We start from the raw sequence: 26,198 nt of genomic DNA, 5'->3' as shown, positions 1-26,198 counted from the left end.
ATATCCGTTAAAAACGGCGCAGCGGGACGCTTTTGCGTCGCGGTGCGCGGCTGCTCGCCACCTTGACCGCGAAGATTCATTCGCTCGCGGATTGGTCGGCCGGTTCCTGCTGAAGCTGCTGCAGGTTCTGCTGCGCGTTCTGCTGTTGCATTTTGCGCCGTCCGGGTCACGCTGGCACGGGCGCAGGGGAATCGGTATCGTCGGGGTTGATCTTCCACGCGACAGGAGCGGCGAGTGACACACAACGACTGGTTCTCGAAGTTCTCGACAGGTCTTTCGACGATGGCGGGCAAGCCGGCAACGTTCGTGATCGCGGTGATGGTCGTCGCCGCGTGGGCCGTCAGCGGGCCGATGTTCCATTTCAGCGATACATGGCAACTGGTGATCAACACGTCGACGACGATCGTCACCTTCCTGATGGTCTTCCTGATCCAGAACACGCAAAACCGCGACACGGCCGCCATGCAGATCAAGCTCGACGAGCTGATCCGCGCGCTGGACGGCGCGCACAACGCGCTGCTTGATCTGGAGGAGCTGAACGAAAAAGAGCTCGCGCGCTTTCGCCGGCGTTACGAGCAACTGGCCGAGGAAGCGCGCGGCGCGCTGCGCTCGGGCGGCACGATACCGACTCGCCGTTCATCGACGAGAGCGACGAAAGCGATGAAAGCGATGAAAGCGACGGCAACAACGATGAACGTGGCAATCACGGCCACCGCGACGGCAAGTCGCGCGCGCCCGGCCGCGGCGAGCACTGAACCCATGACAAAAGCCACGCCGCCCGAACTGCGCGACGCCGACAAAGGGCATTCGCTCGCGCGGCGCTATCCGCGCGGCTTGCGCATCGACCCGCATTCGCATACCTGGGCGCAGGTGCTGTACGCGGTGTCGGGCGTGATGTGGGTCGAAGCGGGGCGCGAGGCGCTCGTCGTTCCGCCGCAGCGCGCCGTGTGGCTGCCTGCCGGCACCGAGCACTCGATCCACATGATGAGCGACGTCGAAATGCGCAACCTCTATCTGCACGAGCGCAACGTCGGTCATCTGAGCGAGCGCAGCGACGTATTCGAGATCAACGGGCTGCTGCGCGAGCTGATCGCGTCGATCGCGAGCACGAGCAGCGCACAGCCGCGACGAAGACTACCTGGCCGCCGCCTACCGGCTCGCGATGCTCGAACTGCAGCATGCGCCGCGCTCGTCGCTGCGCATACCGCTGCCCGACGCCTCCGACCGCCGGCTCGACGCGCTGTGCCGTGCGGTGATCGCGAACCCGTCGAATGCCATCAGCTCGAGCAGCACGCGGCGCAGGCGGGCGCGAGCGTGCGCACGCTCGCGCGGCTATTCACGCGCGAGCTGGGCATCGGCTTCGCGGAGTGGCGCAGGCAGGTGCAGCTGGCCGTCGCCGTGTCAGGGCTCGCCGAAGGGCGCGCCGTCGGCAGCATCGCGCGCGAGCTCGGCTATCTGCCCAGTAGTTTCAGCGACATGTTCCGGCGCGAACTCGGCGCGCCGCCGACCGACTTCGACCCGCATACCACACTGGCCGCACGGGCGTCCGCCGACGAAGCCTGAAGCACCGGCGGCGCATGCGCCAGCGCGCTCGCCGCTGTTGAGCGAGAATCGGGGGCGTTGCCGGCGCGGAGCGAGCCAAGGGGCTGTCGCCGGAGGCACACACCTTCAACTTGAGGAAATGAAAATGAGCAAGGGATACTGGGTTACCCACTACCGCAAGACCAACGACCCGACGGCGCTCGCCGCCTACGCGCAACTGGCGTTGCCCGCCGTCACGGCTGCCGGCGGCAAGTTCCTCGTGCGCGGCCTCGCCGAGGAAGTGCGCGAGCAGGGCCTGAACGAGCGCACCGTCGTGATCGAATTTCCGAGCTACGAAGCGGCGCTCGCAGCCTACGACAGCGACGCGTACAAGAAAGCGCTGGCTACGCTGGGCAACGCCGCCGAGCGCGACCTGCGGATCGTGCGCGGCGCCGAGTAAGCAGCGTCGTCTGGAATGACCGCGCTGCCGCGACATGCGGTCAGTAGCGGATCGCCATCGGCAGATTTTCGCTGTCGCGTGGCGGCTCGGCGGGCAGCGTGAGCGCGCGGCCCGTCGCGATGCGGCGGGCGCTCCACAGCACCGCGAATGCATCGAGCACGTCGTCTTTCTGCACGTGACGCACAACCCGCCCATCGAGCGCGGCCTCCAGCGCCGCGCCGAACACGGGCGCGAGCAACGTCTTTCTCTGCGCATGTCCGGCCCCGGACGTCTTGCCGGCTTCGAGTCCCGCCGGCCCTCCGCCTCGCTCGATGCGCAGCTGCATGAACGCCAGCTCCGGGTGAACCTCGAACACACGCGACGCATCGCGCCTGCTCACTCGCAGCGCGGCGTCGATCTCGGCGATCTTCGGCAGAATGTTGAACGCCTGCTGCGACATGGCCTTGCCGGTTGCTTCGCGATTGCGCGCGCAGGCTTGCGCGTAGTCGCGCGCGTCGAGCGCCTGGCGCACGGGCGTCTGAAACACCGACGCGCTTCGCGGCCACTTCAGACGCTTTCTCGCCTCGGCGTCGCACGCGCGATGCCCCGTTGACGACAGCCCAATGGGCATATCGACGGCCACGATCGCGGGCGCGCGCGCCCAATCGAGCAGCTCGCCGAAGGTCGCACAGACCCGCGTTTCGATCGCGCCCGTTCGCGCGTCCTGCCGGGCGGCGTACCAACCGCCCTTGCAGCCGTCCACGCCGAGCAGGTCGGTGGTGATTTCAGTCATCTCGCGCTTCTCGCTGACACGTTTCTCGCTGACACGTCTCTCGCCGATCCCCGCAGCACTGTCCGATATTCGAATGCACTTGTCTGAACGGCGTCGCGCCGGTCACATAGACTGCCTTCGTACGCTGCGTCACCCTTCGTGAAGCGGCACGCGACGTCCATCGAATCCAACAGATTGCGCAGGAGCAGCAATGAAAGCGATCCAGTTCAACTCGTTCGGCGGTCCCGAAGTGCTCGATTTCGTCGAACTGCCGACGCCGGCAGCCGACGCTGACAGCGTCATCGTGCAGGTGAAGGCGGCCTCGGTGAATCCGAGCGACGTGAAAAATCTCTCCGGCCACTTCGGCCATACGACGCTGCCGCGCATTCCCGGCCGCGATTTCAGCGGCGTCGTGGTGGAAGGCCCCGCCGAGTGGATGGGTGCGGAAGTATGGGGCACGGGCGGCGACATCGGCTTCACGCGCGACGGCACGCATGCGCAGTTCATCCGGATTCCCGTCGGCGCGCTGTCGCGCAAGCCGCGCGCGCTCTCGCACGAACAGGCCGCGGCAATCGGCGTGAACTTCGTGGTCGCATGGCTTGGCGTCGTCGACTATGCGCAGCTCGTCGGCGGTGAAACGGTGGCCGTGATCGGCGCGAGCGGCGGGGTGGGCGGCGCGGTCGTGCAGATCGCCAAGTCGCGCGGCTGCAAGGTGATCGCCGTCGATCGCCGCGAGCCGGACGCCGACTCGCCTGCGGGCCGTCTGATCGATCACTACGTGCCGCTCGATCAGGCCGTCGAGCGCGTGAAGGCGCTGGGCGGCGCGGACGTGGTGTACGACGCCGTCGGCGGCGTCGCGTTCGAGACGGCGCTACAGCTCGCGAAGCGGCGCGGCCGCGTGGTCGAAATCAGCGCGACGGGCAAGCGGCGCGTCGAGTTCGATCTGATCGACTTCTATCACAACGAGACGCAGCTGTTCGGCGCGGATAGCGCCAAGCTCGGCGTCGCCGACTCCGCGCGCCTGATGACGGAACTCGCCGATGTGTTCGACAGCGGCGCGCTGCAGCCGCCTTCGATCGCGCAGACATTCCCGCTCGAGCGGGCGCGCGACGCCTATGCCGCCGTCGCGGGCGGCACGCGCGGACGCGTTGTGATCACGATGTGATCGTGCCCGCCATCGCTTTTCAGGAGAGTCACATGAAGCCGTATCTCGTGTCGCTGGCGGCGGGTCTCGTCGTCGGGCTGCTGTACAACCTCGCCGACGTCCGCTCGCCCGCGCCGCCCATCGTCGCGCTGATCGGTCTGCTCGGCATGGTCCTGGGCGAGCACGCCATTCCCGTCGTGCGCTCGCTGCTGCAGCACGCGGCGAGCTGACGTATCGTGCCGCGCTTACTGCTTGCGCCCGCGCCCGTCGCGCCCATCGCGGATGTCATGCATCTCGTGCGCGCGCTCCAGCAGCAGTTCGCGCTCGCGCGTGTTGCGCGTCATCGCCGCGGCGCGCTCGAACTCCGCGAGCGCTTCGTCGTGACGGCCGAGCTTGCGAGCAGATCGCCGCGCACGCTCGGCAGCCAGTGATAGTGCTGAAGCGACGGCTCCGCGGCGAGGGCATCGACGAGTTCGAGGGCAGCCGCCGCGCCGTACGCCATGCCGACGGCCACCGCGCGATTCAGCTCGACGACGGGCGACGGCGCGACTTCGGCCAGCGCGTCGTACAGCGCGACGATCTGCGCCCAATCGGTTTCGTCGGCCGTGCGGGCGCGCGCGTGGCACGCGGCGAGCGCGGCCTGCAGCGCATAGGGGCCGCTCGTGCCGCCGAGCGTGTCGGCGCGTTCGAGCGCGGCGAGCCCGCGACGGATCAGCAGCGGGTCCCAGCGGCTGCGGTCCTGATCGAGCAGCAGCACGGGCCGGCCGTGCGCATCGACGCGCGCGTGCATGCGCGACGCCTGAATCTCCATCAGCGCGACGAGCCCGTGCACCTCGCTTTCGCCAGGCGTCAGGCCGGCGAGCACGCGCCCAAGGCGCAGTGCTTCCTCGCATAGCGTCGGCCGCATCCAGTCCTCGCCTGCCGTAGCCGCATAGCCTTCGTTGAAAACCAGATAGATCACTTCGAGCACCGACGCGAGCCGCACCGCGCGCTCGCCCGCCTGCGGCACCTCGAACGGCACCTTCGCCGCCGACAGCGTTTTCTTCGCCCGCACGATGCGCTGCGCGATGGTCGGCTCGGGGACGAGAAAGGCGCGCGCGATTTCGTCCGTGGTCAGGCCGCCGAGCAGACGCAAGGTCAGCGCGACGCGCGCGTCTTTCGACAGAACCGGGTGACAGGCGGTGAACACGAGCCGCAGCAGGTCGTCGCCGATGTCGTCGGCGCGCGCGGCGTCGAGCGAGTCGACGAAGTCTGGCACGATGTGCGCCTCGCGCGCGTCCATGTCGGCACCCAGTTCCTCGTGCTTGCGCGCGTGCAGCGCATCCTGGCGCCAGCGGTCGAGCGCGCGGTTTTTCGCCGTCGCCATCAGCCACGCTCCGGGATTGTCGGGCACGCCCGCGCCAGGCCAGGTTTCGAGCGCGGCGACCAGCGCGTCCTGCGCCAGTTCCTCGGCCACGCCCACGTCGCGCACGATCGCGCGCGTGCGCGATGACCTTCGCGGATTCGATCCGCCAGACTGCCTCGATGGCACGATGCGTCGCAGCCGTCGTCACGGCCGGCCTCAGGATGCGTCCGCCGCCGGCATGGCGGCGTGCGGGCGCATGAGCTTCACATCGATCTGCTTGTGCATGATGGCTCCCTGCGCGTGAGATTCAGTGGTTCGCGCCTTCGATCTTCCGAAAGCGCGCCATCGACTGGCTCGGCTCGAAGTCGTCCAGATCGAGCATCGGGCGCACTTCGATCTCGCCGTCCGCGTGCTCGCCGCAGGGCGCGGGAAAGCGCCGCGCCCACTCCATCGCTTCGTCGCGCGAGCGCACCTGGATCACGGTGTAGCCCGCAATCAAATCTTTCGTTTCGGCGAACGGCCCTTGCGTCAGCGTGCGCCGGCCATCCGCGTAGCGCACGCGCCAGCCCTTCGAGCTTGGCTGCAGGCCGGATGCGTCGAGCAGCACGCCCGCCTTCTGCAGCGCTTCGTGGTACGCCGCCATCGACGCGATCAGTTCTTCTTCCGGCATCTTGCCGGCTTCGCTGTCCGCGGTGGCCTTCACCAAGATGATGAATCGCATCGCCCGTTCTCCTCGTGGATCGGGGAAGCCGTGTGTCGGCCTCCTGTTTCCACGACGAGCGGCGCGCGGCCAGATCGACACCCCCTCGCGCCAGGGAAAACCCTTGCCATGCGACGGGCGGCGGGCGGCGCACTGGGTCAGTACTCGTAGCAGGGCGCGACCTTGCGGATTTCGATCGTGCACCATTCGGCGGCGGGACATTGCGCGGCGAGTTCGAGCGCTTCCTCGTAGCTGTCCACGTTCAGCAGAAAAAAGCCGCCGATCATTTCTTTCGCCTCGGCGAACGGGCCGTCGATCAGGCGCGTCTGGCCGTCGCGCTTTTCGAGCCGCACGCCCTTGTTCACGCTGGACAGCGACTCGGCGGCAATCAGCTGGCCGCGCGACTGCAACTGCGCGCGGTACGTCAGCATGCGGTCGTAGACAGCGCGGCCCGCGGCCTCGCCGCGTTCCTCGCGCTGTTCGGTGGGTTCGACGATGAGCAGCATATAAGACATAAGGACTCCGTTGTCCGGTTGTCGGGCCGCTGCGTTCGGAATGCCGTACTTCGTGAGACGGATGGCGCGGCGGACGATGCCGGCAAACGATGTCTCCGCCGGCGAAGGCAGTCTAGCAAAGCGCCGGTCGCGCGGGCAAAGCGCGACGCGCATGGACATTCCACCGATAGAAGCGGCACGACGCCTGACGAAACGACGCTAGTACCGCGACCGCGGCAGGCGGTGCCGTCGCGGGCGGGGTGATCGGTCACGAACTGAGCAAATGATGTCAGCGGATTTGTCTAAAAGCTTTGAACGGTCGGCTGATCAGGTTCAATTGCTGTCTTTGGTTTTTTTCAGAAGTCTCATTGATGATTAATTCGGCGGCGCTCTGAGAAGAATTTGTCATTCATCAACAATTCTTTTTTTGAGATCTCTGATTCCGCAAGCGCATTTTCCTAATTGATATTTATTAAAATAAGATCGCGAATTTTGTCTCGGCGATGTTTTTAATTGTGAAAAGTTCATTTTCGTTTTTGATTTGTGACACACTGCGATGAACTTTTCGCACTAGCAGACGCCGCGTCCGGCATGCCACGAACACCGTGTAATGCTTATTTTCAGGATATGATCTATCTCAAATAAGACGGCATTAAAACTTTTCGTTGCAACGTCACAACATTCGAACTCGTCTCAATAAATCCCCCCAACGCGCAGTCAAATAAAAAACAAATCAAATCAATATCCTGCGCATCGCCCTTCTTTTTATTTCTTTTTCGGAAATAGATCATTTTCGCATTCGATATTAATCGATAGTTAGGTTACCTTTCTATACTTTCGCTTCCCCAAAACAGGGCAAGTTAAGTGGTCTTGCTTTCGTACAGGACGCGGCATGCATAGCTTGTCCGTTTGTATTCAAGCCTCTCGTATTGCCCCTTGAACAGAAGGAAGCACACATGAAGAAGATTCTGATTGCGACGGCGATTGCCGCTTCGTTCGCCTCGGTCGCTCACGCGCAAAGCAGCGTCACGCTGTACGGCACGCTCGACGCCGGCCTCACGTACACGAGCAACGTCGGCGGCCACTCGCAGTGGGCGCTGGGCAGCGGCTCGATCGATGAAAACCGCTTCGGCCTGCGCGGCGCCGAAGATCTGGGCGGCGGCCTGAAGACCGTCTTCACGTTGGAGCAGGGCTTCAACCTGAACAACGGCACGCAGGCATCGGCCGGCAAGATGTTCTCGCGCCAGGCGTTCGTCGGTCTGTCGAGCGAGGCGGGCACGGTCACGCTGGGCCGTCAGTACGACGCATCGCAAGACTTCCTCGCGCCGCTGTCGGCCACGGGTAGCTGGGGCGGCCAGAACTTCGCCCACTTCGGCAACCTCGACAACCTGAACAAGGACAGCGCGAACGCGTTCAACAACTCGATCAAGTTCAAGAGCGCGAACTACGCGGGCATGTCGTTCGGCGCAACGTACGGCTTCTCGAACAACTCGAACTTCGCGAACAACCGCTCGTACAGCTTCGGCGCGGGCTATGAAAACGCCGGCCTGCGCGTCGGCGCGGGTTATGCGCAGCAGAACAATCCGAACAGCAACGCCGCCGGCTCGACCACGGCGTTCGACCTGAGCGGCCTCGGCGTGGACACGGACGCAACGTCGTTCCGTCAGCGCGAATTCGGCGTCGGCGCAAGCTACGCATTCGGTCCTGCTGTCTTCGGTCTGGTGTGGACGCAAGCTCGCGTCGACAACATCACGGGTTCGACGGAGTCGTTCCACGTGAACAACTACGAAGTCAATGCGAAGTACAACCTGACGCCGGCGCTGGGTCTCGGCGTTGCATACACGTATTCGAACGGCGCGGCGGGCGACTACCGCTTCCACGTGAACCAGGCCGGCTTGCAGGGCAACTACGCGCTGTCCAAGCGTACGGACATCTACGCGCAGGGTGTGTACCAGCTGACGAGCGCGCCGGAAGGCACCGTCGTCCCGGCCATCGTCGACAACGGCAGCGTGACGGGCGCATCCGATTCGCGCCGCCAGACGGTCGTATCGGTTGGCCTGCGCCACCGCTTCTAAACGAACACGAGGCACGCCGGGCCGATGCGTACGATCAGCCCGGCGTCGACCTCGGGGCCGCGAGCGAGACCACAACGCCCTCATGCTTGTCGAAGCGTGGGGGCGTTGCCTTTTTGGGCAGAATATGCAAGCCAGAATTCACGCAAGAACGGGCGCGGCCCAGGAACCGTCTCAGGCCATCCGCTTCAGCTCTTTCTGCAAGCGATCGAAGTTCTCTTCATTCGCCTTCACAGCAAACGTCTTCACCTGCGCGCAGACGGCAGGCGTCTCAAACAGCATGCTGAACGTGATGCGGGTTTGCTCGTCGCCGAGCGCGTCGAATGTAACCGTGACGCGAAAATACGGCCCCGACACGTGATCGAACACGATCCGCTCGGGCGCGGCGATCTCGACGAACACACTGTGGTTCTTGTAGTCGACGCCATCCGGCCCGTGCATCACGAAGCGCCAGTTGCCGCCTGGACGCAGGTCGAATTCGTGGAAAGAATTGGTGAAGCCCTTCGGTCCCCACCAGTGCGCAAGGTGCGCTGGCTCCGTCCAGGCCCTGAATACGAGATCGCGCGGAAACTCGAACACGCGCGACGACACGATTTGCAGATCCGCGATAGGCGGAGTTGCGTCGCCATCCTCGGACATGAGACAGCCTCCTTCAAACGATGCGCCGCGTCCGCCGCGAAGCCGGGCGGACAATTCAAGCATAACGCATAGTGGAAGGGATCGACGGTCGGCGCGACGCCGTGCGCCCGCAGAAAGTGGCCGCCAATGCGAGGCGGCGAACGTTCAGGCGCCTAAAGTCCGATGAATGACTGAGAAAAACTGCCGTGACGATCAGACCGCAACGGATTCCGCCGATGGCTCGATAGGAATCACACGCCGCGCGGCAGGTGCGCCGCACTGCCGCAGCAGATCGCGCAGCTCGTTGATCACGGGGAAGACTTCGTGGTTCCAGTCGGCGCCTTGCGCGTCGTGCGCTTCCTGCTCGCGTTCGACGATCCAGCGGTCCTCGGCGAAGATGCGTTCAGTGAACCACACCAGCAGCGGCCACGCGACGTCCAGCAGCGCGCCGAATTTCGGCCGCTTGATGGACAGCAGGCCAAATGTGCGGTTAGTGCGCTGCTCGCGGTCGAGCGGCACGTAGCAGATCCACAGGTCCATCACGCGCGTGCCTTCGGACGTGTGGATCTGCAGCGTCTGAAACGGATACTGCGTGCGGATCGTCATCACGTCCTTGTGATCTTCCCTCGTGCTGTTGCGGTTCTGCCCGAACACGAGCGCCTCGCCGATCGGCTGCTGGCCCGCCTCGCGCGCAAACGTGTAGTCCACCTCGACCCAGTCGTCGCCGCGCCGCCGCCCGAGCGAGCGAGCGCGCATCTTGCCCATCTGCTTGCGGTGCAGGAACTGATGGTTCATGTCCATCAGGTTTTCGTGCATGAACGAGTAGTGGCACGCCACTTCGCGGCCAAAGCGGCGCGTCTTGTAGGCCTTGTCGGCGACCGAACCGAGCGGCGGCAGCGGCGTCGTCTCGGCGAGCGCGGCATCGCCGGGGAATACGAAAATCAGCCCTTCGGCTTCGCGGCACGGATAGGCGCGCACGCCGTTCGGCAGACGCTCGCGGCCCAGATACGGCACGTCGATGCATTTGCCCGTGCAGTCGTAGGTCCAGCCGTGATAGCCGCAGCGGATAGCTTCGCCGTCGACCACGCCGCCGCTCAGCGGCACCTGTCGGTGCGCGCAGCGATCCTCGAGCGCGATCACCTTGCCCGAATCGGTTCTCGCCAGCACGATCGGCTCGCCGGCAAAGCGCACGGCATGGGTTTTACCGCGCTTGACTTCGCGCGACCATGCAAGGGGATACCAGTAATCGGGATGGATATCGACGCGGCGCAGATCGCGCACGGCGGGTTTGGCGAGGTTGTCGGCGGTACTGCTGTCCAGCGGAGCGACTACATGCATGAATGAGCCTCCTGGCGCAACGGTCGGCAAGTCGCATGGACCGGGCCGGTTTGATAGTTAGAAAACCGATGTCGCCGCTCAGTCTACTAGAAGTCGCCGCCAGGAATCATGAGGGCTGACCGCAGGGCGGCGATGCCAGGCCCGAAGGCTGCGCCGCCATTCGATCAGCAAAAGTCAGTCCCGCGGGGGCGCGCGATCGGCGGCCGCGGGTGTCGTGGGTGCCGCCGCGGCGCTCAATGGGTGCGCTGCGGCGCCCCGACGAGGCCGGAACGGTGCTGGACGCCCCACGATTTGCCGCCGCGCAGGAATTGCAGCCAGCCGAGAGCCGCGCCCGTGTGGCGCAGCAGCTGGAACGTGAACGGCTCGGCGATCGCGGCGGCCACGGCCATCGGCAGGCTCGTGCCGCGCGTGAGACCCGTCCAGCGCCGGTACAGGTGGATGCTCCAGACGTAGAACGCGAGGTCGATGGCCGTTTTCAGGCCGATAACGCTGAAAATCGATACGACGATCTGCCCGTGTCCGCCGAACACGAAGCCGAGCAGCAGCGCGAACGCGGTCAGGCCGTAGATGGGCTGCATCGTGTCGAACGCCTTGACGGGCAGCATCAGCCGGCCGAGCGTGCCGAAACGCGTATCGCCCGTCATGTCGCGGTTCCAGTACTGCGTTTGCAGAAACCCCGCGAACCAGCGGCGGCGCTGGCGCAGGAACGCGCCGAGCGTCGCGGGCGCTTCCGTGTGCGCGTGCGCGTCGCCGACCACGCGCACGTCCCAGCCAAGGCCGCGCTCGACGGAATAGCGGCGCAGCCGGTGAATCAGTTCGTAATCTTCGACGAGGCACTGCGCGTCAAAACCGCCGACGGCGACCAGCGCTTCACGCCGGAACGACGCAAACGCGCCCGACACGAGCAGCAGGCTGTCAGCGCGCATCCACGCGAAGCGCGCAATGAAATTGCGCATGTACTCGTACGTCTGGAACCACTGGAACACGCGGCCGCTTGCCGTGCGGTTGCAGACCGGCACGAGGATGCCCGTCGCCGCGACCAGCTTCGGCGACTGCGCGAACGCCGCGCGCATCGCGTGTGTCGCGTCGTCGGCGAGCAGCGTGTCGGCGTCGACGGTCATCACGGTGTCCGTCGTCATGACTTCGATTGCCGCGTTCAGCGCGAGCGCCTTGCCGCCATGCGGCACGCGCAGCCAGTGCAGGTTCGGATAGCAGGCGCTCGGCGCGCTCAGTTCGCCCAGCGCGGGCTCCGTCAGGCCGAAGCGTCTTGTCAGGAGGTCGCGCGTGCCGTCCGTCGAGCCGTCGTCGGCGATCACGATCTGCGACGGGCCGTGCGTCTGGCGCAGCAACGCAGCGAGCGTCACGGGCAGCACAGCCGCCTCGTTGTGCGCAGCGACGATCACGCCCATCGTCGGCAGCTTCGCGGCACGGGAGGATCGGTGCGCGGGCAACGAGCGGCGGATCAGCGGGAGCGTCTTCCACGTGACGAACGCGAGCAGCAAGGTGTCGTACACCACGTAAGCGATTCCCGTCGACCACGCCAGCGCGCCGTGCAGGAAAAACGCCCGCGCGAACAGCAGCAGCCACAGCACCGTCACGCTGCCGTGAATCACGGCGCTTTGCCACGTGCCCGTGCGCGGATTGATGCGCGGCGACGCAGCCGCGAGCGCCTCGCGCAGCGACGGCTTCGCGCCGTGGGCCGCCGCACCAGCGCCCGAGCTTGCGGCACGCACGGCGTGATTGATCAGCGTCGCGTCTTCCATCTTGATCAACGTCACGTCTTCGAACACGTCGATATCCATCACGGCACCATCCGCTTGAGCACAGAATGACGGTCGATCAACTCATGCTTGAGCGCCCCGCCGATATGCATGGCCAGCAACGCGTACAGCGCGTAGCCGAGATACGTGTGCAGCGCGCCGAACTGATCGTGCAGCGGCTCCTTGACGGCGGGATCGAGATTCATGATGAAACCGATGCGCGGAAACGGAATCACGCCGAACAGATGCATCGGATGCGTGGCGGCCGCTTTCCACGCGGAGTCGTGCATCCAGCCGGACAGCGGCAGCGCGAACATCAAAAAGTACAGCAGGAAATGCGCGGCATGCGCGGCCATGCGCTCCCACGACGGAAATTCGCGCGGCAGCGGCGGCGGACGGTGCGACACCCGCCACAGCACCCGCAGCAGCGCGAGGCCGAGCACCGTGATGCCGATCGACTTGTGCGTATCGATGACGGGCCGCACCCACTCGCCGGGCAGCGACTCGGCGGACAGGGCGAGCGCCACGTTGACCATGATCAGCAGCGCGATCAGCCAGTGCAGGATCATCGCCGTGCGCGAGTAGTGAGAGGCGTGCGCAGCCGTGGCGTGCGCATCGAGGCCGTCGCGCGGCGCCGTGCCGGAAGGAGTCGAAGTGTTCATGAGCCGTAGGGTTGGAAGTCGGTCGGGACGGCGAAAGCGATGTGCAAGCCAGCGCGTGTGGCGAGTCAGGGTTCGGGTCAGGGTTCTGCGGGCCGCACAGGCAATCGTCTTACCAACAGAACGCCCGGCTGCGCCGCTTTATTCCTTCAACGCGCGCGTCCTGTTTTTCCGTCGCATTTCCATTTGTTGCACTGCGTTGGTTGTACACGCGTCGGGAAGGTTCAAAGCGAAGTTCAAAGCCAGTGCTCACGCGAACGGGTCGATGCCTTGCACCAGCCGCTTCGCAAGACGCGGCTCGCGCAGCTGGTCCAGCCACCATTTCAGCGCGCGGCCTTCCTGGTCGCCGCGCCACGCGACATACAGCACGTTCGGTTCGCGCGGGTCCGCCGTCTCCTTTTCGACGAGTTCGCCGCGTTTGAGCAGCGACGCGACGCGCTGACGCGGCAGCCAGCCGATGCCGAGACCGTCGCGCTGGGCGAGGATTTTCGCACGCATGCTGGGCACGGCAAGCGACGCCTGCCCGCCGAGCAGCCCGTATGCGCGGCCGCTCGCGCGCGACGAATCGGCGACCACGATGCCGCGCTGCTTCGCGATCTGCTCGCGCCGCAGCGGCTCCTTGATGCTCGCGAGGGGATGACGCGGCGCGACGGCGAACACCCAGTCGACCACGCCCAACTCGAACCACCGCAAGCCGGGAATGGCGGGCGGCTCGTTCGTCGCGCCGACGATCAGATCGGCGCGACCGTCGCGCAGCGCCTCCCAGGTGCCGCCGAGCACTTCCGTCGTCAGCCGCAGCTTGACGCCCGATTGCAGCGCGTCGAACGCGTGGACGACGGGCATGAAAATCTCGAACTCCATCAGCTCGTCGGTGACGATCCACAGGCGGTCTTCCCAGCCGCTCGCGATCTGCCGCACGCGCTGGGTCATCCGCGAGACGTCCTGCATCAGGCGCGCGGCCTCTTCGGCAAGCAGTTGACCAGCGGGCGTAAGCTGCAGCCGGTAGCGCCGGCGATCGAACAGCAGCGCGTCGAAGCGCGTCTCGAGCTGGCGCGCTGCGTGCGACACCGTCGACGGCGCCTTGCCCAGGCGCGCCGCCGCGCGCGACAGGCTGCCGCTTTCGCGTATCGCTTCGAGTAGCGCAAGCTCCTCATCCGTCAACATGTTCGATCCCGTCGAATGACATCATGCGGAAAATCGTACGGCAAAACGCGACAGACGGTACACCATAGTGTCGAGCGGGAATGGCTTGCCGCCGCCCTGCCTCGCATGAGCCGCGCGCATTCGCGGGCGGACAACCATCGGCATCGAAGGAGCACGGACATGGGTTTGCTGGTCAACGGTCAATGGCAGGACAAGTGGTACGACACGGCGTCGACGGGCGGCCGCTTCGTGCGTACGGACGCCGTGTTTCGCAACTGGGTGACGCCCGACGGCGACGCCGGTCCGAGCGGCAGCGCCGGCTTCGAGGCGGAAGCCGGCCGCTATCACCTGTACGTAAGCCTCGCGTGTCCGTGGGCGCATCGCACGCTGATCATGCGCGCGCTCAAAGGTCTCGAGGACATGATCAGCGTGTCCGTGGTGAACTGGCTCATGCTCGCCGACGGCTGGACCTTCGACGACGGCCCCGGCGTCGTGCCCGATCCCGTCAACCACGCGCCGTATCTGCGCGACGTCTATCTTGCCGCCGACCGCCGTTACACCGGCCGCGTCACGGTGCCGATCCTGTGGGACAAGCACGAGCGGACGATCGTCAATAACGAGTCGTCGGAGATCATCCGCATGCTGAATTCCGCCTTCGACGAGATCGGCGCGGAGCCGGGCGACTTCTATCCGCCGCCGCTGCGCGCCGAGATCGACGCGATCAACGCGCGCGTCTACGACACCGTCAACAACGGCGTCTACAAATCGGGCTTCGCGACGACGCAGCGCGCGTATGAAGAAGCCGTCGTGCCGTTGTTCGAGACGCTCGACTGGCTCGAACAGAAGCTGTCGACGCAGCGCTTCCTGACGGGCAACCGGCTGACGGAAGCGGACATTCGCCTCTTCACGACGCTGATCCGTTTCGATGCCGTCTACGTCGGCCACTTCAAATGCAACCTGCGGCGCATCGCCGACTATCCGAACCTGTCCGCCTACACGCGCGACATCTATCAGCACCGGGGCATCGCGGGCACGGTGAATTTCGAGCATATCAAGCGGCATTACTACGAGAGCCACGGTTCGGTGAATCCGACGGGCATCGTGCCGCTCGGGCCGTTGCAGGATTTCAGCGCGCCGCACGATCGCGCGCGGTTTGGCTGAAGGCGTTGCGCTAGACTGTCCGCGACCCGGACATCACGGCAAGGAGACGCCATGCTACGCAAGACACGCACCGCTTCGCAGCTACAGGATGAAGTGAGCCGGCGCATTCATCGCGCGCCGGAAGTGGTGGAAGACGGCGTGAAGATTCGCGTGCCGCGCCCGCAGATGCAGGAGCAGGACGCGAGCGGCTGCAACTGGACGATGAAACATTTCGGCAACGCGATCGGCTTCGAGCGCGTGGTCGACGAAGCGCTCAAGGCGGTGCAGAAGGAATACAACCTGTCTGAAGAAACGAAGGACTTGAACAGCTTGTTTGGCGATGCGCCGAAGCACGAATGAGACTGGGCGGCTTTCTTTTGCCTGCTTTTCCTCGCAGGGAGGAAAAGCAGGTGCCGTCAGCCGGTGACGTCAGTATGCGGGCCGCGCCGATAACCCAGAGGCACGACGCGGATGCCCGCGCAAAAACGCAAGCCGCTACGCTACAGCGGCAAAACCTTCCTCGATTTGCGCAGCATCGGTAGGCCGCACGACGCGCGCAACCTCCACACCGTCACGCATAAAAATCAAGGTCGGCCAAAGCTTGACCTTGAACGAGCGCCCAAGCGGCCGCCCAGGCCCATCTTCGATCTTCAGATGCCGCGTGCCGGGATGCTGGCCGAACGCCTTGCCGATCACGGGCTGCGCGCCCTGGCAGTAGCCGCACCAGTCGGTGCCGAATTCAACGACGGTCACACCCGTCATCGCGTCGACGTCAGCGCGCGACGGCGCCGTCTTCGAGTATTGGTTCGCGGTAGTCATAAGCCTCCATCCAAAGCGTCAGCCAGAACGGCGCGCTCAGCCCTTACTTCGAAGCGCGGCGCCGCGCCTGCACAGCTTGCGCCAGCGTGTGCAGCACCGGCCCGGTTTGTCCCCAGCCGATGCATGCGTCGGTGATCGATACGCCGCGAGCAAGCGGCGCGCCCGGCTTCAGATCCTGGCGTCCTGCTTCCAGATGGCTCTCGATCATCACGCCGATGATCCGCTGCTCGCCGCCCGAAATCTGATTCGCGAGATCCTGCGCGACTTCGATCTGACGCTCGTGCGACTTGTTCGAATTCGCGTGCGAGCAATCGACCATCACCTGCTCGCGCAAGCCGACCTTGCGCAGCGCGGCGCACGCTTCCTCCACGCCTGCCGCGTCGTAGTTCGGTCCTTTCTTGCCGCCGCGCAAGATGACGTGCGCGTCGTCGTTGCCGCGCGTTTCGAAGATCGCGGCCATGCCCATTTTCGTCATGCCCATGAACGCGTGGCTCGCGGCGGCCGCGACGATGGCGTCGGCGGCGATCTGCACGCCGCCGTCGGTGCCGTTCTTGAAGCCGATCGGGCACGACAGACCCGACGCCAGCTGCCGATGGCTCTGGCTTTCCGTGGTGCGCGCGCCGATTGCGCCCCACGCGATCAGATCCGCGATGTACTGCGGGCTCAGCAGATCGAGAAACTCGGTGCCCGTCGGCAGGCCGAGGCCGCTGATTTCCAGCAGCAGTTCACGCGCGCGGCGCAGGCCCTCGTTGATGCGGAAGCTGCCGTCCAGACGCGGATCATTGATATAGCCCTTCCAGCCGACCGTCGTGCGCGGCTTCTCGAAGTACACGCGCATCACGATCATCAGGTCGTCGCGCAGCGCGTCGGCGGCCGTCTTCAGCTTGTGCGCGTATTCCATCGCCTGCGCGTGGTCGTGAATCGAGCACGGCCCGACGACGACGACCAGACGGTCATCGCGGCCATGCAAAATATCGGCGATTTCGACGCGGCTCTTTTCCACCAGCGTCTGCACGCCCGGCGGGCACGGCAGTTCGTCGAGCAGCAGCGCCGGCGAAATCAGCGGACGCACCGCGCCGATGCGCGTGTCGTCGATGCGCGTGGTGTCCTGGGTGGAATCGGCGACGCCGGCTTCCTGGTCGCGTGTGGGGTTGTCGATGCGGCTCACAATGTTCTCCAGCTTCTGCGTATTTTTGGGGCGACGTCGATTATCGCACTCGACGCGCGGCGCACGCAGCCGGCCGCCCGGCCGGGCCGCGTGCGCCGCGTGAAATCACGCGCCGTTCATCAGCTGGATCAGGTACGGCTTCCACACTTCGGATGCGCGAGCGTCTGGTGACCGTACGACCGTGACGTCTCCGGCATCTCGACGTAGCGCCCGTGCGGCACCGATGACGCCCACCTCCGTACGACGCGCCCGTCGCCCGTCAAAGCGCGTCGTAGCGCGCCTTGACCTGCTCGAACAGCTTCCAGAACGACGCGGGCGCAGTGCCGTTCAGCCGCTCGCGCAATACATCGAGGTGGCTGTGCCAGCCGGGGCCGACGTCGAGCTGCTCGGCGCGGCCCGACAGATTGCGATGCGTGAGCACGAGCTTGACCTGGTCGCCCTCCTCCGACAGTTCGAAGGTCACGTCGGAGAGATTGTCCTGAATGCTGCCCCACGTGAACGCGAGCGCGCGCGGCGGTTCGCAGCGCAGCAGCCGATGCAGCGAATCGTGCCCGCCCGCGTATTGCCGGTACGGCTCTGGCGGCACTTCAGGCGTCGCGGACAGCAGCGCGTGATCGAACCGCATCATGAAATCGCCGCCCGTCTGCGGCGGCAGCGCGCCGGACGCAAGCCACTGCGCCCGCTTGCCGGGCTCGGTCAGATACGCCCAGACGCGCCCGATCGGGCCGGGCAAAAGACGCTCGAAGCGCACGGTCTGCGTGCCTTCGAAAACGCCGAGAGGTTCGTTTGTGCTCATGTCGTTTCCCTTTGAATCTGCATTCCGATGACATCACGCGTTCGCGGCGAGCGCGCGGATCGCCGAGGCCAGTTCGCCGACGAGTGCATCCGCCTTCTCGGGGCGCACGCCCGCATAGCCCAGCATGAAGCCGTTGTAGCGCAGGGCGTCCTCGCCTTGATGGCAATACTGGCTCAGCGGCGACACGGCGATGCCCCGCGAGCGCAGCGCGGCGCTCGCGTCGCTATCCTGCAGCGGCACATCGAGCCGCATCGTCAGATGCATGCCGCTGCCGTCGGAAGACACGGTGACGAGATCGCGCATATGCGCATGAATCGCCTCGACCATCGCCTCGCGCCGCTGCTGATAGATGCGGCGCATGCGCCGCAAGTGCCGTGCATATTTGCCGCTTTCGATGAAATCGGCGAGCGCGACCTGATCCGCGACGCGACCTTGCCGCGACATCTCGCCGATCACGCCGCCGATCTCGGGCGCGAGGTTCGCGGGCACGATCATGAAGCCAATGCGAAGCGCCGGAAACATGGTCTTGCTGAAGGTGCCGAGATAGACCACGGGCGTCGCGGCACGCAGCCCTTGCACCGAAGGCAGCGGCGGGCCGCTGTGACGCAGTTCGCTGTCGTAGTCGTCTTCGATGATCCAGGCGCCACTTTCGACGATCCTGTCGATGATCGACCAGCGACGCTCCAGGCTCAGCACACTGCCCAGCGGATATTGGTGCGACGGCGTGATATAGACGAGGCGCGGCGGCGTGCGCTGCCAGTGCATTTGCGTGGGCGCGATGCCCGCTGCGTCGACGGGAATCGGCACGATGTTCAGGCCCGCCGACTGGAACGCGATTCGCGCGCCCTGATAGCCGGGGTTTTCGAGCCACGCGGTGTCGCCGGCGTCGGCGAGCATGCGCGCGCACAAGTCGAGGCTCGCATGCGTGCCCGACGTGATGAAGACCTGGTCCGCCGTGCAGCGCACGCCGCGCGACACGCGCACGTATTCCGCCACCGCGCGCCTGAGCGACGGATGACCGGCGTGATTGCCGTAGCCGAGATCGCGGGTATCGACGGATCGCCACGCGCGTTCCATCGACACCCGCCATTGCGCGACGGGAAATTCGTCCAGCGCGGGCACGCCCGCCTGAAACGGTGACTGCGTGCCGCGTGCGCCGCGATCGTGCGGCAAGCCGGCGACGCGTCGCGACAAACAGCTGGCGGGCGGCGCATTGGCCATGTCCGCCTGCGCATCGGCGCGCGCGACGCAACTGACGATCGACCCATGACGGCTCGCGGCAATAAAGCCTTCTTCGGCGAGCCGCTCATACGCGTACAGCACCGAGTTGCGCGCGATGCCGAGCTGTTCGGCGAGCGCGCGCGTCGGCACAAGCTGGCTGCCGTGGCGAATGTCGCCGTTGAGAATGGCGTCACGCAAGCTCTCGTACAGCAGCGTCTGCTGCGTCAGCTTGCGGCTCGCCTCTGCCTGGCTGGCGAAGCGCGACATCAACAGCCCGTAATCCAATTGCGTGGCTCCAGATTTTGCTTTCGATGTGGAGCTAACAATGGTGCCACAGAAACCGTATGCTTCGGCAGTACCCGTCGATACAGGAAGGAGCGCCAGCCGTGAGCCAAGCCGTGAAGATTCGATCCGTGACGCCCGCCGACTACGAAGCCTGGTTGCCGCTATGGGATGGCTATAACCGCTTTTACGGCCGCTTCGATGCGACGGCGGTGCCGCGCGAAATCACGCAGCTCACGTGGGCGCGCTTCTTCGACGGCCTCGAACCGATGCACGCGATGGTGGCCGAGCGCGACGACGGTATGCTGGTCGGACTCGTGCATTATCTGTATCACCGCAGCACGATAAGCGCCGGTTCAAGGTGCTATCTGCATGATCTGTTCACGCTCGAATCGGAGCGCGGCAAAGGCGTGGGCCGCGCGTTGATCGAGGCCGTCTATGAAGCAGCGAAGGCTGCGGGCGCGGAGCGTGTGTACTGGCTCACGCACGAATCGAATCGCACGGCAAGGCGGCTCTACGACACGGTTGCCGAGCTGCCGGGCTCCGTCGTCTATATCAAGCCGCTTTAACGCAGGTCCTTGACGAGCGATTGACGCACGGAGTCGGGGACCGTTTGCGTATCGACGGGATAGTTCGGATGATCGCAGCCGATCTGCAATGCCGCGCCGTCGCGAAGCCGTGCCTTGATCGAAGGCGTCAACTCGAAGCGCACGAAATGCACGGCTGAAGTTTTCTCGTTGTTCTCGCGTTCGAGGTCTTCGTCGGCGACGGCATAGACGGGTGCTTCGCCGTCCACCTTGACGAACACGTTGTCCTCGATCCCGATCAGACGCGCGAGCGCCGCGCGCCGCTCCACTTCGTTTTCGTACTCGATCTGCATCGTCGCCTTGAAGTTGCTGCCGTCCGGCACGAGGGGCAGATACGCTTCGAGTTCGCCCTGTATGCCGTCTTCGTCGAAGATCTTTTCGATGTGCAGCATCTCCTGAATCTGATAGCGAATCGTCAGTTCGTCTTCGAACAGAAACGTCAGGTGATTGCCAAGCCGCACGATGCGGTTCTTCTTGTGCTCGATCACCTGCTCGCGCATCGTCTTGCGCTGCTTCGCATAGTTTTCGAGCGACAACAGGGTGTTCCTCGCGATGCTCATCGGTATCCTCGCTGGGTGAAGATCAAAGGCCGATCAAAGGCCGTAGGCCTTGCGCAGCAGTGTCAACGGATGCGCGAGCGGCGTCTTCGGCGAACCGTTCTCGTCGAAGCCCTGCGCGATGTGATGCCCCGCAAGCTGGCAATCGGACGAGATGTAGTCGGGCTGCGGCTGCGCCATCGCCTTGAACACGGGCGTGCCGATCTTCATCGCCGTCGCGTGGAATTCCTTCTTCACGCCGAATGTGCCCGCATGTCCCGAGCAGCGCTCGACCACCGTCACCTGCGTGTCCGGCACGAGCGCCAGCGTCTCCGATGTCTTGCGTCCGATGTTCTGCACACGCGCATGACACGGCACGTGATACGACACCTTGCCGAGCGGCGTGTTGAAGTCGGTCTTCAGCAGGCCGTCGCGATGGCGCGACACGAAGTACTCGAACGGGTCCCAGAATGCTTCGCTGACGGCGCGCACGTCGGCGTCGTCGGGAAACATCAGCGGCAGTTCGTGCTTGTACATCAGCACGCAGCTCGGAATCGCGCCGATGATCGCGTAGCCGTCGCGCGCGTAACGCGCGAGCACGGGCATGTTCTTCTCTTTCTTCGCCGCCACGCCGTCGAGATTGCCCTGTTCCAGCAACGGCATGCCGCAACACGATTCGCTCGCGACGAGTTCATACGGAATGTTGTTGTGCGCGAGCACGGCCAGCAGATCGTGGCCGATGCCGGGCTCGTTGAAGTTCACGTAGCAGGTCGCGTAGATCGCGACCTTGCCGGGCGTGCGCTCGCCGTTTCTCGCCTGCGCCTGCGGCGACTTCTTCGCGGCGCTGCGAAACTTGCGCGGCGCGAAATCGGGCAACCACGCCTTCCTGTCGACGCCGAGCGCTGTTTCCATCATGCCGCGCGCGGCATCCGTGTGGTTCACCGCGTTGACCGTCTGCGTGACGATGGGAATGCCCGCAAACGTGCCGAGCGCGTCCGTGTTCGACAGCAGCTTGTCGCGCAGCTTGACCTCGCCGCGTTTGAACGAAGCCGCCTTCGCGCGCAGCATCAGATGCGGAAAATCGACGTTCCAGGCGTGCGGCGGCACGTAAGGGCACTTGGTCATGTAGCACAGGTCGCACAGATAGCATTGATCGACGACGGCGCCAAAGTGCTGCTTGTCGACCTCATGTGCTTCGCCCGTGTCGGTTTCGTCGACCAGATCGAACAGCGTCGGAAACGCGCCGCACAGCGACACGCAGCGCCGGCAACCCGCGCAGATGTCGAACACGCGCGTCAGTTCCTGATCGATTGCATCGGGATCGTAGAAAGCGTCCGACTTCCAGTCGAGGGGATGACGTGTCGGCGCTTCGAGACTGCCTTCCTTATGAGGCATGGCCTGAGTCTCCTGATGTTGCCCGCGTTCGTGCTTTTTATGCGCGTGCGGCGCGCGCTTTGGCGAAGCATCTGGCTTCGGCGCGCGCGCTTATGCCGCAATATCGCGCGCCATGTTCGCATCGCGTGCAAACGACGGCCAGCAACAAGGCGCGCGCCCGCCCGCGACATCAATCGACGAGCGCTTCCAGTGCCTTCGTATAGCGATTCGCGTGGCTGCGTTCCGCTTTTGCCAGCGTCTCGAACCAGTTCGCAATTTCGTCGAAGCCTTCGTCGCGAGCGGTTTTCGCCATGCCGGGGTACATGTCCGTGTATTCGTGCGTTTCGCCCGCGATGGCGGCCTGCAGATTCTGACGCGACGAGCCGAACGGCAGCCCCGTTGCGGGGTCGCCCACGACTTCCAGATACTCGAGGTGACCGTGTGCATGGCCTGTCTCGCCTTCCGCCGTCGAACGGAACAGCGCAGCGACGTCGTTCTGTCCCTCGACGTCGGCCTTTGCCGCGAAATACAGATAGCGGCGATTGGCCTGCGATTCGCCCGCAAATGCGGCCTTCAGATTTTCCTCGGTTTTCGAACCCTTGAGTTGCGACATCTGAGCCTCCATCCAAAGCCTGTATGTGGGAGCGCGCATTTGTGATGGTGGACCACCGGCCAGCCGCGCACATCTGTGCCGTGCATTAAATCTAGATGTTGAGCGATCCGTTCCCAATAGGGTTTTTCAATCCGCGCGATAGCTGTTTGCCTTGCATAACGGGAGGCCCGAAGTAGACTGGTGAAGCGCACATACGCAATTTTCCCGGGGGACTTCTGCATGCGGCTGACGATATTGATCAACGGTTCGGACCCCACCGTCAATCACGACTACGCCGTGCTCTGGCTCGATACCGACGAGCGTCGCTGGTCGAGAGAAGCGCACGATGGGATCGACCTGCCCCCATGGGGCGAACTTCACGACGAAGACGGCGTCACCAAACTCTGCGCGCCGAGTGCCGACGCGCCTCTATGCACACTGAATGGCCTGCACGTGGACCGGCGTCAACGGGTCAGTTCGGCACAGGGCGTGGCGGCGTGGTCATCCGACCGCACGCACAGGCCGATGAACGGCTATTGGCGGCTGCAGGCCGTCGACACGCTTCCCGTTCATGCCGAACACAGCGTGTTTGGACGCTGACCTTTTATCGATTGCATCCAGGCCGCATTCGACGATGCGCTCGCGAATGCGGTATTCCTTCCCCACTCCTCCTCTTTTCGTTTTGACGCGCACAAATTGCCGCTGCTCGCGGCAATGCGTCATGACGCTTTTGCCGACGCGCGCGCTCGCGGCGCGTTAAACACACGGAATTGCTTGCATGGCGCATAGGTCGCGCGGCTATACTTGCGGCCCCGTCATTCGTCCTTTCCGATCTATGAAGAAGTGGTTAGTCAGCCTGCTCATCGTGTCCGCGATGGCCGCGAGTCACGCGACTCACGCATGGGCAGCAACGTCGTGCACGGATTTCACGCCCAACGCCCAATGGCCCGTGCTGACGAACGCGAAGATGACGCCGAAGTCGCGCATGTTGTGCTACTCGGATTTCGCCGTCCTGCATTCGGGCATCACGCACGGGCCCCTGTGGTCCGCCGAACATCTGACGCGCGACCATATCGAAGCCGCGAAAGACATGGTGCGCACCAACAAGTTCTTCGAGGACGCGCGCCTGCCCGACGGCGAGGGCGCGACGCTGGCCGACTACAAGCGCAGCGGTTTCGATCGCGGCCACATGAGTCCGGCGGGCAATCGCTGGAACGAAGAAGCGATGGCACAATCGTTCTCGCTTGCGAACATCGTCCCGCAAAACCGCGAGAACAATCAGCGTTTGTGGGCGCGCATCGAGACGGCCGTGCGCAAGCTCGCGATCAAATACGACGACACGTACGTTGTGACGGGTCCGATGTTCGTCGGCGCGCAGTTGCAGACCATCGGACCGACGCGCGTATTCGTGCCGACGCAGCTGTTCAAGGTCGTCTACGTGCCGTCGAAGAAGCTCGCGTTTGCGATCGTCACGGACAACGTCGCCACCGACCGCTACGAAGTGAAGTCCGTGCATGAGCTTGAGGCGACGAGCGGCATCCGCTTTCCGGGCATTCCGGAAAATCTGAAGGACCAGCGTCCGGGAGGGCTGAAAGGTGTTTAAAGCTTATTCGAACGACGACGTGCTCAACATTCAGGGCGACGCGCTGACGGTGTCGAACGGCACCACGCGCGTGACGCTGAACGGCACGCTCGACATCACGAAGGACAAGCGCGGCCTGAAGGCGGCATTGGCGTTGAAGGAAGCGCTTGACGGCATCGTCGCCGCGCTGCAGGCAGAAGCCCATCTGCCCGATGTAGTAAAGGACGAGCCCGACGCGAAGCCGGGCGTGATCGACAATCCGTTCTGAAGCGCGCGGCGCGCCCTGTCGCGATGAGCGCGCTGATCGCGCTTACGGCGGCGTGGTGCCCTTCGGCAGGCTCGCCAGCGCTTGCGCCGCGCGCGCGACGACGCTGTCCCAGTCGCCCGGCGCGGTCTGCCGGAACAGACGCGCGGTCGGATACCACGGCGAGTCGTCGCGATCGCGAAACCACCGCCAGCACGCGTCGTAGCGAGACAGAATCCACACCGGCTTGCCGAGCGCGCCGGCCAGATGCGCGATCGACGTATCCACGGTCATCACCAGGTCCAGGTTCTCGACGATAGCGGCCGTATCGGCGAAATCCTCGACGTCGTCCATCGGGTCCAACGGACGAAGCGCCGCGGGCAGACTAGCGATCTGCGGGCGCGTCGCCGAGCCTTTTTGCAGACTCACGAACGTCACGCCCGGCACGCGCAATAACGGCGCAAACGACAGCGCCGTCATCGAGCGGCGCTGGTCGATCGCATTCGAACTCGGATCATGCGGGCGCGGATCGCCTGCCCACACGACGCCCACCTTGAAGCCGCATTCGGGCAGCCGGCTTCGCCAATGCTGCGCGAGCGCGGCAGGCGCGCGCAGATATGGCGTCGACGCGGGAATCGTGTCGACGGTCGTGCCGAACAGCATTGGCAGGCTCAGCATCAAACACCAGCAGTCGTGGCCGGGTATCGTCGTCTTGCCGTCGAGCGGATACACCGCGTCCACACCTTCCAGGCTGTCGAACAGCCGCTGCAACGCGGGCTGGCACGCGACGCTCACCTTGGCCGCGCCCCGGCGCTTCAGGATCGGCAGATAGCGGGAGAATTGCAGGGCGTCGCCGAAACCCTGCTCGGGCCACACCAGCAGCGATTTGCCGCCGAGCGGCTCCCCGCGCCATTGCGGATACGGCACGGGCGGCGGCAACACGCTGCGCGTCGCGATCGCGTCGTGATAGCGCGACTCGTAGAGCGCCCAGCCCTGCGCATAGTCGCCGGTGCACAGCAGCGGCAGCGCGAGATTCGCCTTCGCGCCGGCGTAATCGGGCCGCAGCGCCAGCGCGTTGCGGTAGGCGTCGATGGCTTGCGCGACGCGTCCTTGCTGCCACAGCACGTTGCCTAGATTGTTGTGGGCTTCCGGCACCCGCGGGTCGAGCGCCAGCGCCTGACGGCACGCCTGCTCCGCTTCCGGCAGCCGATTCAGTTCCAGCAGCAGCAAACCGAGATTGTTGTGCGCGCTCACGTTGCCGGGCTCGCGACCGACGACGTCGCGATACGCAGCCTCGGCCTCCGTCAAACGCTTCGCTTGCCACAGCAGCACGCCCAGGTTGTTGCGCGCCGTCGCGTAGTCCGGCGCGATGGCGAGCGCTTGCACGAACGCGGCCTCGGCCTCCTGCTCGCGCTTGAGCTCGCGCAACACGAGACCGAGATTGTTCAACGCCTTCGCCATCTCCGGCCTGATCGATAATGCCGCGCGATAGGCGTGCTCGGCCTGCATCAACTGCCTGCGGCCGTAAAACCAGCCGCCGAGGTCGTTGTGCGCGTCGGCCAGATCGATGTCGTCGGCGACGGCCTTGCCGGCTTTTGCGTCTTCCGCGTCGACCAGCGCTTTCAGGCACAGGGACGCGAGCCGCAGCGCCTGTGCATGCGCGGGATCGTTTTGCAGCAGCGAGTCGAGCCACGCGAGCGCCTGCGCGAAACGCCCGGACGAATAAAGCGAGACCGACTCCTGATAACGCTCGGCGGGCGACAGCGCGAGATCCGACGTATGCATTTCAATCCTTTGGAATTCTGAAGAATGCGAGTGATGCGCCGCGCGGCATCGTTCTGCGGGTCGCAAA

Annotated in this window: 27 protein-coding genes and 2 pseudogenes; 12 read left to right on the top strand and 17 right to left on the bottom strand. The window is 64.9% G+C overall.

Annotated features, from left to right (window positions below):
* The first annotated feature begins 234 nt into the window (after nucleotides 1-234).
* From H3V53_RS21685 to H3V53_RS21675, 3 genes and pseudogenes are all read left to right on the top strand, one after another.
* Nucleotides 235-755 (top strand): annotated as a pseudogene (locus H3V53_RS21685) (low affinity iron permease family protein).
* Nucleotides 661-1,563, top strand: coding sequence for an AraC family transcriptional regulator (locus H3V53_RS21680; protein WP_336599695.1), 903 nt, complete (start codon nucleotides 661-663; stop codon nucleotides 1,561-1,563). Before H3V53_RS21685 ends, H3V53_RS21680 begins: the two are co-directional and overlap by 95 nt.
* 124 nt (nucleotides 1,564-1,687) lie before the next feature.
* A complete protein-coding gene (locus H3V53_RS21675; RefSeq protein WP_054923870.1) occupies nucleotides 1,688-1,981 on the top strand; it encodes a DUF1330 domain-containing protein in 294 nt (97 codons plus the stop codon).
* Nucleotides 1,982-2,021: 40 nt separating this feature from the next.
* On the opposite strand, the gene H3V53_RS21670 is transcribed toward H3V53_RS21675, so the two are convergent.
* Nucleotides 2,022-2,753 (bottom strand): DUF429 domain-containing protein, encoded by a 732-nt coding sequence (locus tag H3V53_RS21670; RefSeq protein WP_336599694.1) that lies wholly within the window; start codon nucleotides 2,751-2,753, stop codon nucleotides 2,022-2,024.
* Between the two features lie 190 nt (nucleotides 2,754-2,943).
* Between H3V53_RS21670 and H3V53_RS21665 the strand changes: the two genes are divergently transcribed.
* Complete coding sequence (locus H3V53_RS21665; protein WP_054923868.1) at nucleotides 2,944-3,897, top strand: zinc-binding dehydrogenase; 954 nt, start codon at nucleotides 2,944-2,946, stop codon at nucleotides 3,895-3,897.
* Nucleotides 3,898-3,929: 32 nt separating this feature from the next.
* The gene (locus H3V53_RS21660; RefSeq protein WP_336599693.1) at nucleotides 3,930-4,106 is read left to right on the top strand and encodes a DUF1427 family protein; all 177 of its coding nucleotides are present in this window, start codon (nucleotides 3,930-3,932) and stop codon (nucleotides 4,104-4,106) included.
* 15 nt (nucleotides 4,107-4,121) lie between these two features.
* On the opposite strand, the pseudogene H3V53_RS21655 reads toward H3V53_RS21660, so the two are convergent.
* The 3 genes and pseudogenes from H3V53_RS21655 to H3V53_RS21645 form a co-directional block, all read right to left on the bottom strand.
* A pseudogene (locus H3V53_RS21655) lies at nucleotides 4,122-5,429 on the bottom strand (RNA polymerase sigma factor).
* A gap of 99 nt (nucleotides 5,430-5,528) precedes the next feature.
* Complete coding sequence (locus H3V53_RS21650; protein WP_336599692.1) at nucleotides 5,529-5,942, bottom strand: YciI family protein; 414 nt, start codon at nucleotides 5,940-5,942, stop codon at nucleotides 5,529-5,531.
* 137 nt (nucleotides 5,943-6,079) lie between these two features.
* Nucleotides 6,080-6,436 carry a YciI family protein gene (locus H3V53_RS21645; protein ID WP_054923896.1) on the bottom strand — a complete coding sequence of 119 codons (357 nt, stop codon included), beginning with the start codon at nucleotides 6,434-6,436 and terminating at the stop codon, nucleotides 6,080-6,082.
* A 935-nt stretch (nucleotides 6,437-7,371) separates the two neighbouring features.
* Between H3V53_RS21645 and H3V53_RS21640 the strand changes: the two genes are divergently transcribed.
* Complete coding sequence (locus tag H3V53_RS21640) at nucleotides 7,372-8,490, top strand: porin (RefSeq protein ID WP_336599691.1); 1,119 nt, start codon at nucleotides 7,372-7,374, stop codon at nucleotides 8,488-8,490.
* A gap of 171 nt (nucleotides 8,491-8,661) precedes the next feature.
* Here H3V53_RS21640 and H3V53_RS21635 read toward each other — a convergent pair whose 3' ends face one another.
* The 5 genes from H3V53_RS21635 to H3V53_RS21615 form a co-directional block, all read right to left on the bottom strand.
* Entirely contained in the window at nucleotides 8,662-9,126 is a 465-nt protein-coding gene (locus H3V53_RS21635) for an SRPBCC domain-containing protein (RefSeq protein WP_054923895.1), read from the bottom strand.
* Between the two features lie 192 nt (nucleotides 9,127-9,318).
* The gene (locus H3V53_RS21630) at nucleotides 9,319-10,443 is read right to left on the bottom strand and encodes an aromatic ring-hydroxylating dioxygenase subunit alpha (protein WP_336599690.1); all 1,125 of its coding nucleotides are present in this window, start codon (nucleotides 10,441-10,443) and stop codon (nucleotides 9,319-9,321) included.
* Between the two features lie 233 nt (nucleotides 10,444-10,676).
* A complete protein-coding gene (locus H3V53_RS21625; protein ID WP_336599724.1) occupies nucleotides 10,677-12,245 on the bottom strand; it encodes a glycosyltransferase family 2 protein in 1,569 nt (522 codons plus the stop codon).
* The gene (locus tag H3V53_RS21620; RefSeq protein WP_336599689.1) at nucleotides 12,245-12,865 is read right to left on the bottom strand and encodes a cytochrome b; all 621 of its coding nucleotides are present in this window, start codon (nucleotides 12,863-12,865) and stop codon (nucleotides 12,245-12,247) included. The genes H3V53_RS21625 and H3V53_RS21620 overlap by 1 nt, the downstream gene beginning before the upstream one ends.
* Before the next feature lie 246 nt (nucleotides 12,866-13,111).
* Nucleotides 13,112-14,026 (bottom strand): LysR family transcriptional regulator, encoded by a 915-nt coding sequence (locus H3V53_RS21615; protein ID WP_336599688.1) that lies wholly within the window; start codon nucleotides 14,024-14,026, stop codon nucleotides 13,112-13,114.
* A 159-nt stretch (nucleotides 14,027-14,185) separates the two neighbouring features.
* Here H3V53_RS21615 and H3V53_RS21610 point away from each other — a divergent pair, with 159 nt between their 5' ends.
* Both H3V53_RS21610 and H3V53_RS21605 read left to right on the top strand, forming a co-directional pair.
* A complete protein-coding gene (locus tag H3V53_RS21610) occupies nucleotides 14,186-15,166 on the top strand; it encodes a glutathione S-transferase C-terminal domain-containing protein (RefSeq protein ID WP_054923860.1) in 981 nt (326 codons plus the stop codon).
* A 51-nt stretch (nucleotides 15,167-15,217) separates the two neighbouring features.
* Nucleotides 15,218-15,505, top strand: coding sequence for a hypothetical protein (locus H3V53_RS21605; protein WP_054923859.1), 288 nt, complete (start codon nucleotides 15,218-15,220; stop codon nucleotides 15,503-15,505).
* Nucleotides 15,506-15,640: 135 nt separating this feature from the next.
* On the opposite strand, the gene H3V53_RS21600 is transcribed toward H3V53_RS21605, so the two are convergent.
* From H3V53_RS21600 to pdxR, 4 genes are all read right to left on the bottom strand, one after another.
* Nucleotides 15,641-15,964: a thioredoxin domain-containing protein gene (locus H3V53_RS21600; protein WP_054923858.1), complete on the bottom strand. Its 324-nt coding sequence runs from the start codon at nucleotides 15,962-15,964 to the stop codon at nucleotides 15,641-15,643.
* A gap of 43 nt (nucleotides 15,965-16,007) precedes the next feature.
* On the bottom strand, nucleotides 16,008-17,132 hold the full coding sequence (locus H3V53_RS21595) for a 3-deoxy-7-phosphoheptulonate synthase (protein WP_336599687.1): 1,125 nt from the start codon (nucleotides 17,130-17,132) through the stop codon (nucleotides 16,008-16,010).
* Between the two features lie 259 nt (nucleotides 17,133-17,391).
* On the bottom strand, nucleotides 17,392-17,928 hold the full coding sequence (locus H3V53_RS21590; protein ID WP_336599686.1) for an SRPBCC family protein: 537 nt from the start codon (nucleotides 17,926-17,928) through the stop codon (nucleotides 17,392-17,394).
* Nucleotides 17,929-17,961: 33 nt separating this feature from the next.
* Complete coding sequence (gene pdxR / locus H3V53_RS21585; RefSeq protein ID WP_336599685.1) at nucleotides 17,962-19,434, bottom strand: MocR-like pyridoxine biosynthesis transcription factor PdxR; 1,473 nt, start codon at nucleotides 19,432-19,434, stop codon at nucleotides 17,962-17,964.
* A gap of 101 nt (nucleotides 19,435-19,535) precedes the next feature.
* Between pdxR and H3V53_RS21580 the strand changes: the two genes are divergently transcribed.
* A complete protein-coding gene (locus H3V53_RS21580) occupies nucleotides 19,536-20,000 on the top strand; it encodes a GNAT family N-acetyltransferase (RefSeq protein WP_336599684.1) in 465 nt (154 codons plus the stop codon).
* Here the strand turns inward: H3V53_RS21580 and H3V53_RS21575 are convergent.
* The 3 genes from H3V53_RS21575 to H3V53_RS21565 form a co-directional block, all read right to left on the bottom strand.
* On the bottom strand, nucleotides 19,997-20,578 hold the full coding sequence (locus tag H3V53_RS21575) for a DUF3501 family protein (protein ID WP_054923853.1): 582 nt from the start codon (nucleotides 20,576-20,578) through the stop codon (nucleotides 19,997-19,999). The genes H3V53_RS21580 and H3V53_RS21575 overlap by 4 nt on opposite strands.
* Nucleotides 20,579-20,611: 33 nt before the next feature.
* Nucleotides 20,612-21,949 (bottom strand): heterodisulfide reductase-related iron-sulfur binding cluster, encoded by a 1,338-nt coding sequence (locus H3V53_RS21570; RefSeq protein WP_336599683.1) that lies wholly within the window; start codon nucleotides 21,947-21,949, stop codon nucleotides 20,612-20,614.
* A 169-nt stretch (nucleotides 21,950-22,118) separates the two neighbouring features.
* Nucleotides 22,119-22,541 carry a rubrerythrin family protein gene (locus H3V53_RS21565; RefSeq protein ID WP_028363840.1) on the bottom strand — a complete coding sequence of 141 codons (423 nt, stop codon included), beginning with the start codon at nucleotides 22,539-22,541 and terminating at the stop codon, nucleotides 22,119-22,121.
* A gap of 219 nt (nucleotides 22,542-22,760) precedes the next feature.
* Between H3V53_RS21565 and H3V53_RS21560 the strand changes: the two genes are divergently transcribed.
* The 3 genes from H3V53_RS21560 (at nucleotide 22,761) to H3V53_RS21550 (ending at nucleotide 24,370) form a co-directional block, all read left to right on the top strand.
* Complete coding sequence (locus H3V53_RS21560; protein WP_054923851.1) at nucleotides 22,761-23,120, top strand: DUF3564 family protein; 360 nt, start codon at nucleotides 22,761-22,763, stop codon at nucleotides 23,118-23,120.
* A gap of 235 nt (nucleotides 23,121-23,355) precedes the next feature.
* Complete coding sequence (locus H3V53_RS21555) at nucleotides 23,356-24,123, top strand: DNA/RNA non-specific endonuclease (RefSeq protein ID WP_054923850.1); 768 nt, start codon at nucleotides 23,356-23,358, stop codon at nucleotides 24,121-24,123.
* On the top strand, nucleotides 24,116-24,370 hold the full coding sequence (locus H3V53_RS21550; RefSeq protein WP_054923849.1) for a hypothetical protein: 255 nt from the start codon (nucleotides 24,116-24,118) through the stop codon (nucleotides 24,368-24,370). The genes H3V53_RS21555 and H3V53_RS21550 overlap by 8 nt, the downstream gene beginning before the upstream one ends.
* 42 nt (nucleotides 24,371-24,412) lie before the next feature.
* Here the strand turns inward: H3V53_RS21550 and H3V53_RS21545 are convergent, their stop codons facing one another.
* Complete coding sequence (locus H3V53_RS21545) at nucleotides 24,413-26,131, bottom strand: tetratricopeptide repeat protein (RefSeq protein WP_336599682.1); 1,719 nt, start codon at nucleotides 26,129-26,131, stop codon at nucleotides 24,413-24,415.
* Nucleotides 26,132-26,198 lie beyond the last annotated feature (67 nt).

The sequence above is a fragment of the Paraburkholderia bengalensis genome (genome assembly GCF_037126505.1).
Classification (GTDB): domain Bacteria; phylum Pseudomonadota; class Gammaproteobacteria; order Burkholderiales; family Burkholderiaceae; genus Paraburkholderia; species Paraburkholderia bengalensis.
The sequence above is the reverse complement of the archived record's forward strand: the minus strand, read 5'-3'. Positions and strand labels throughout refer to the sequence as shown.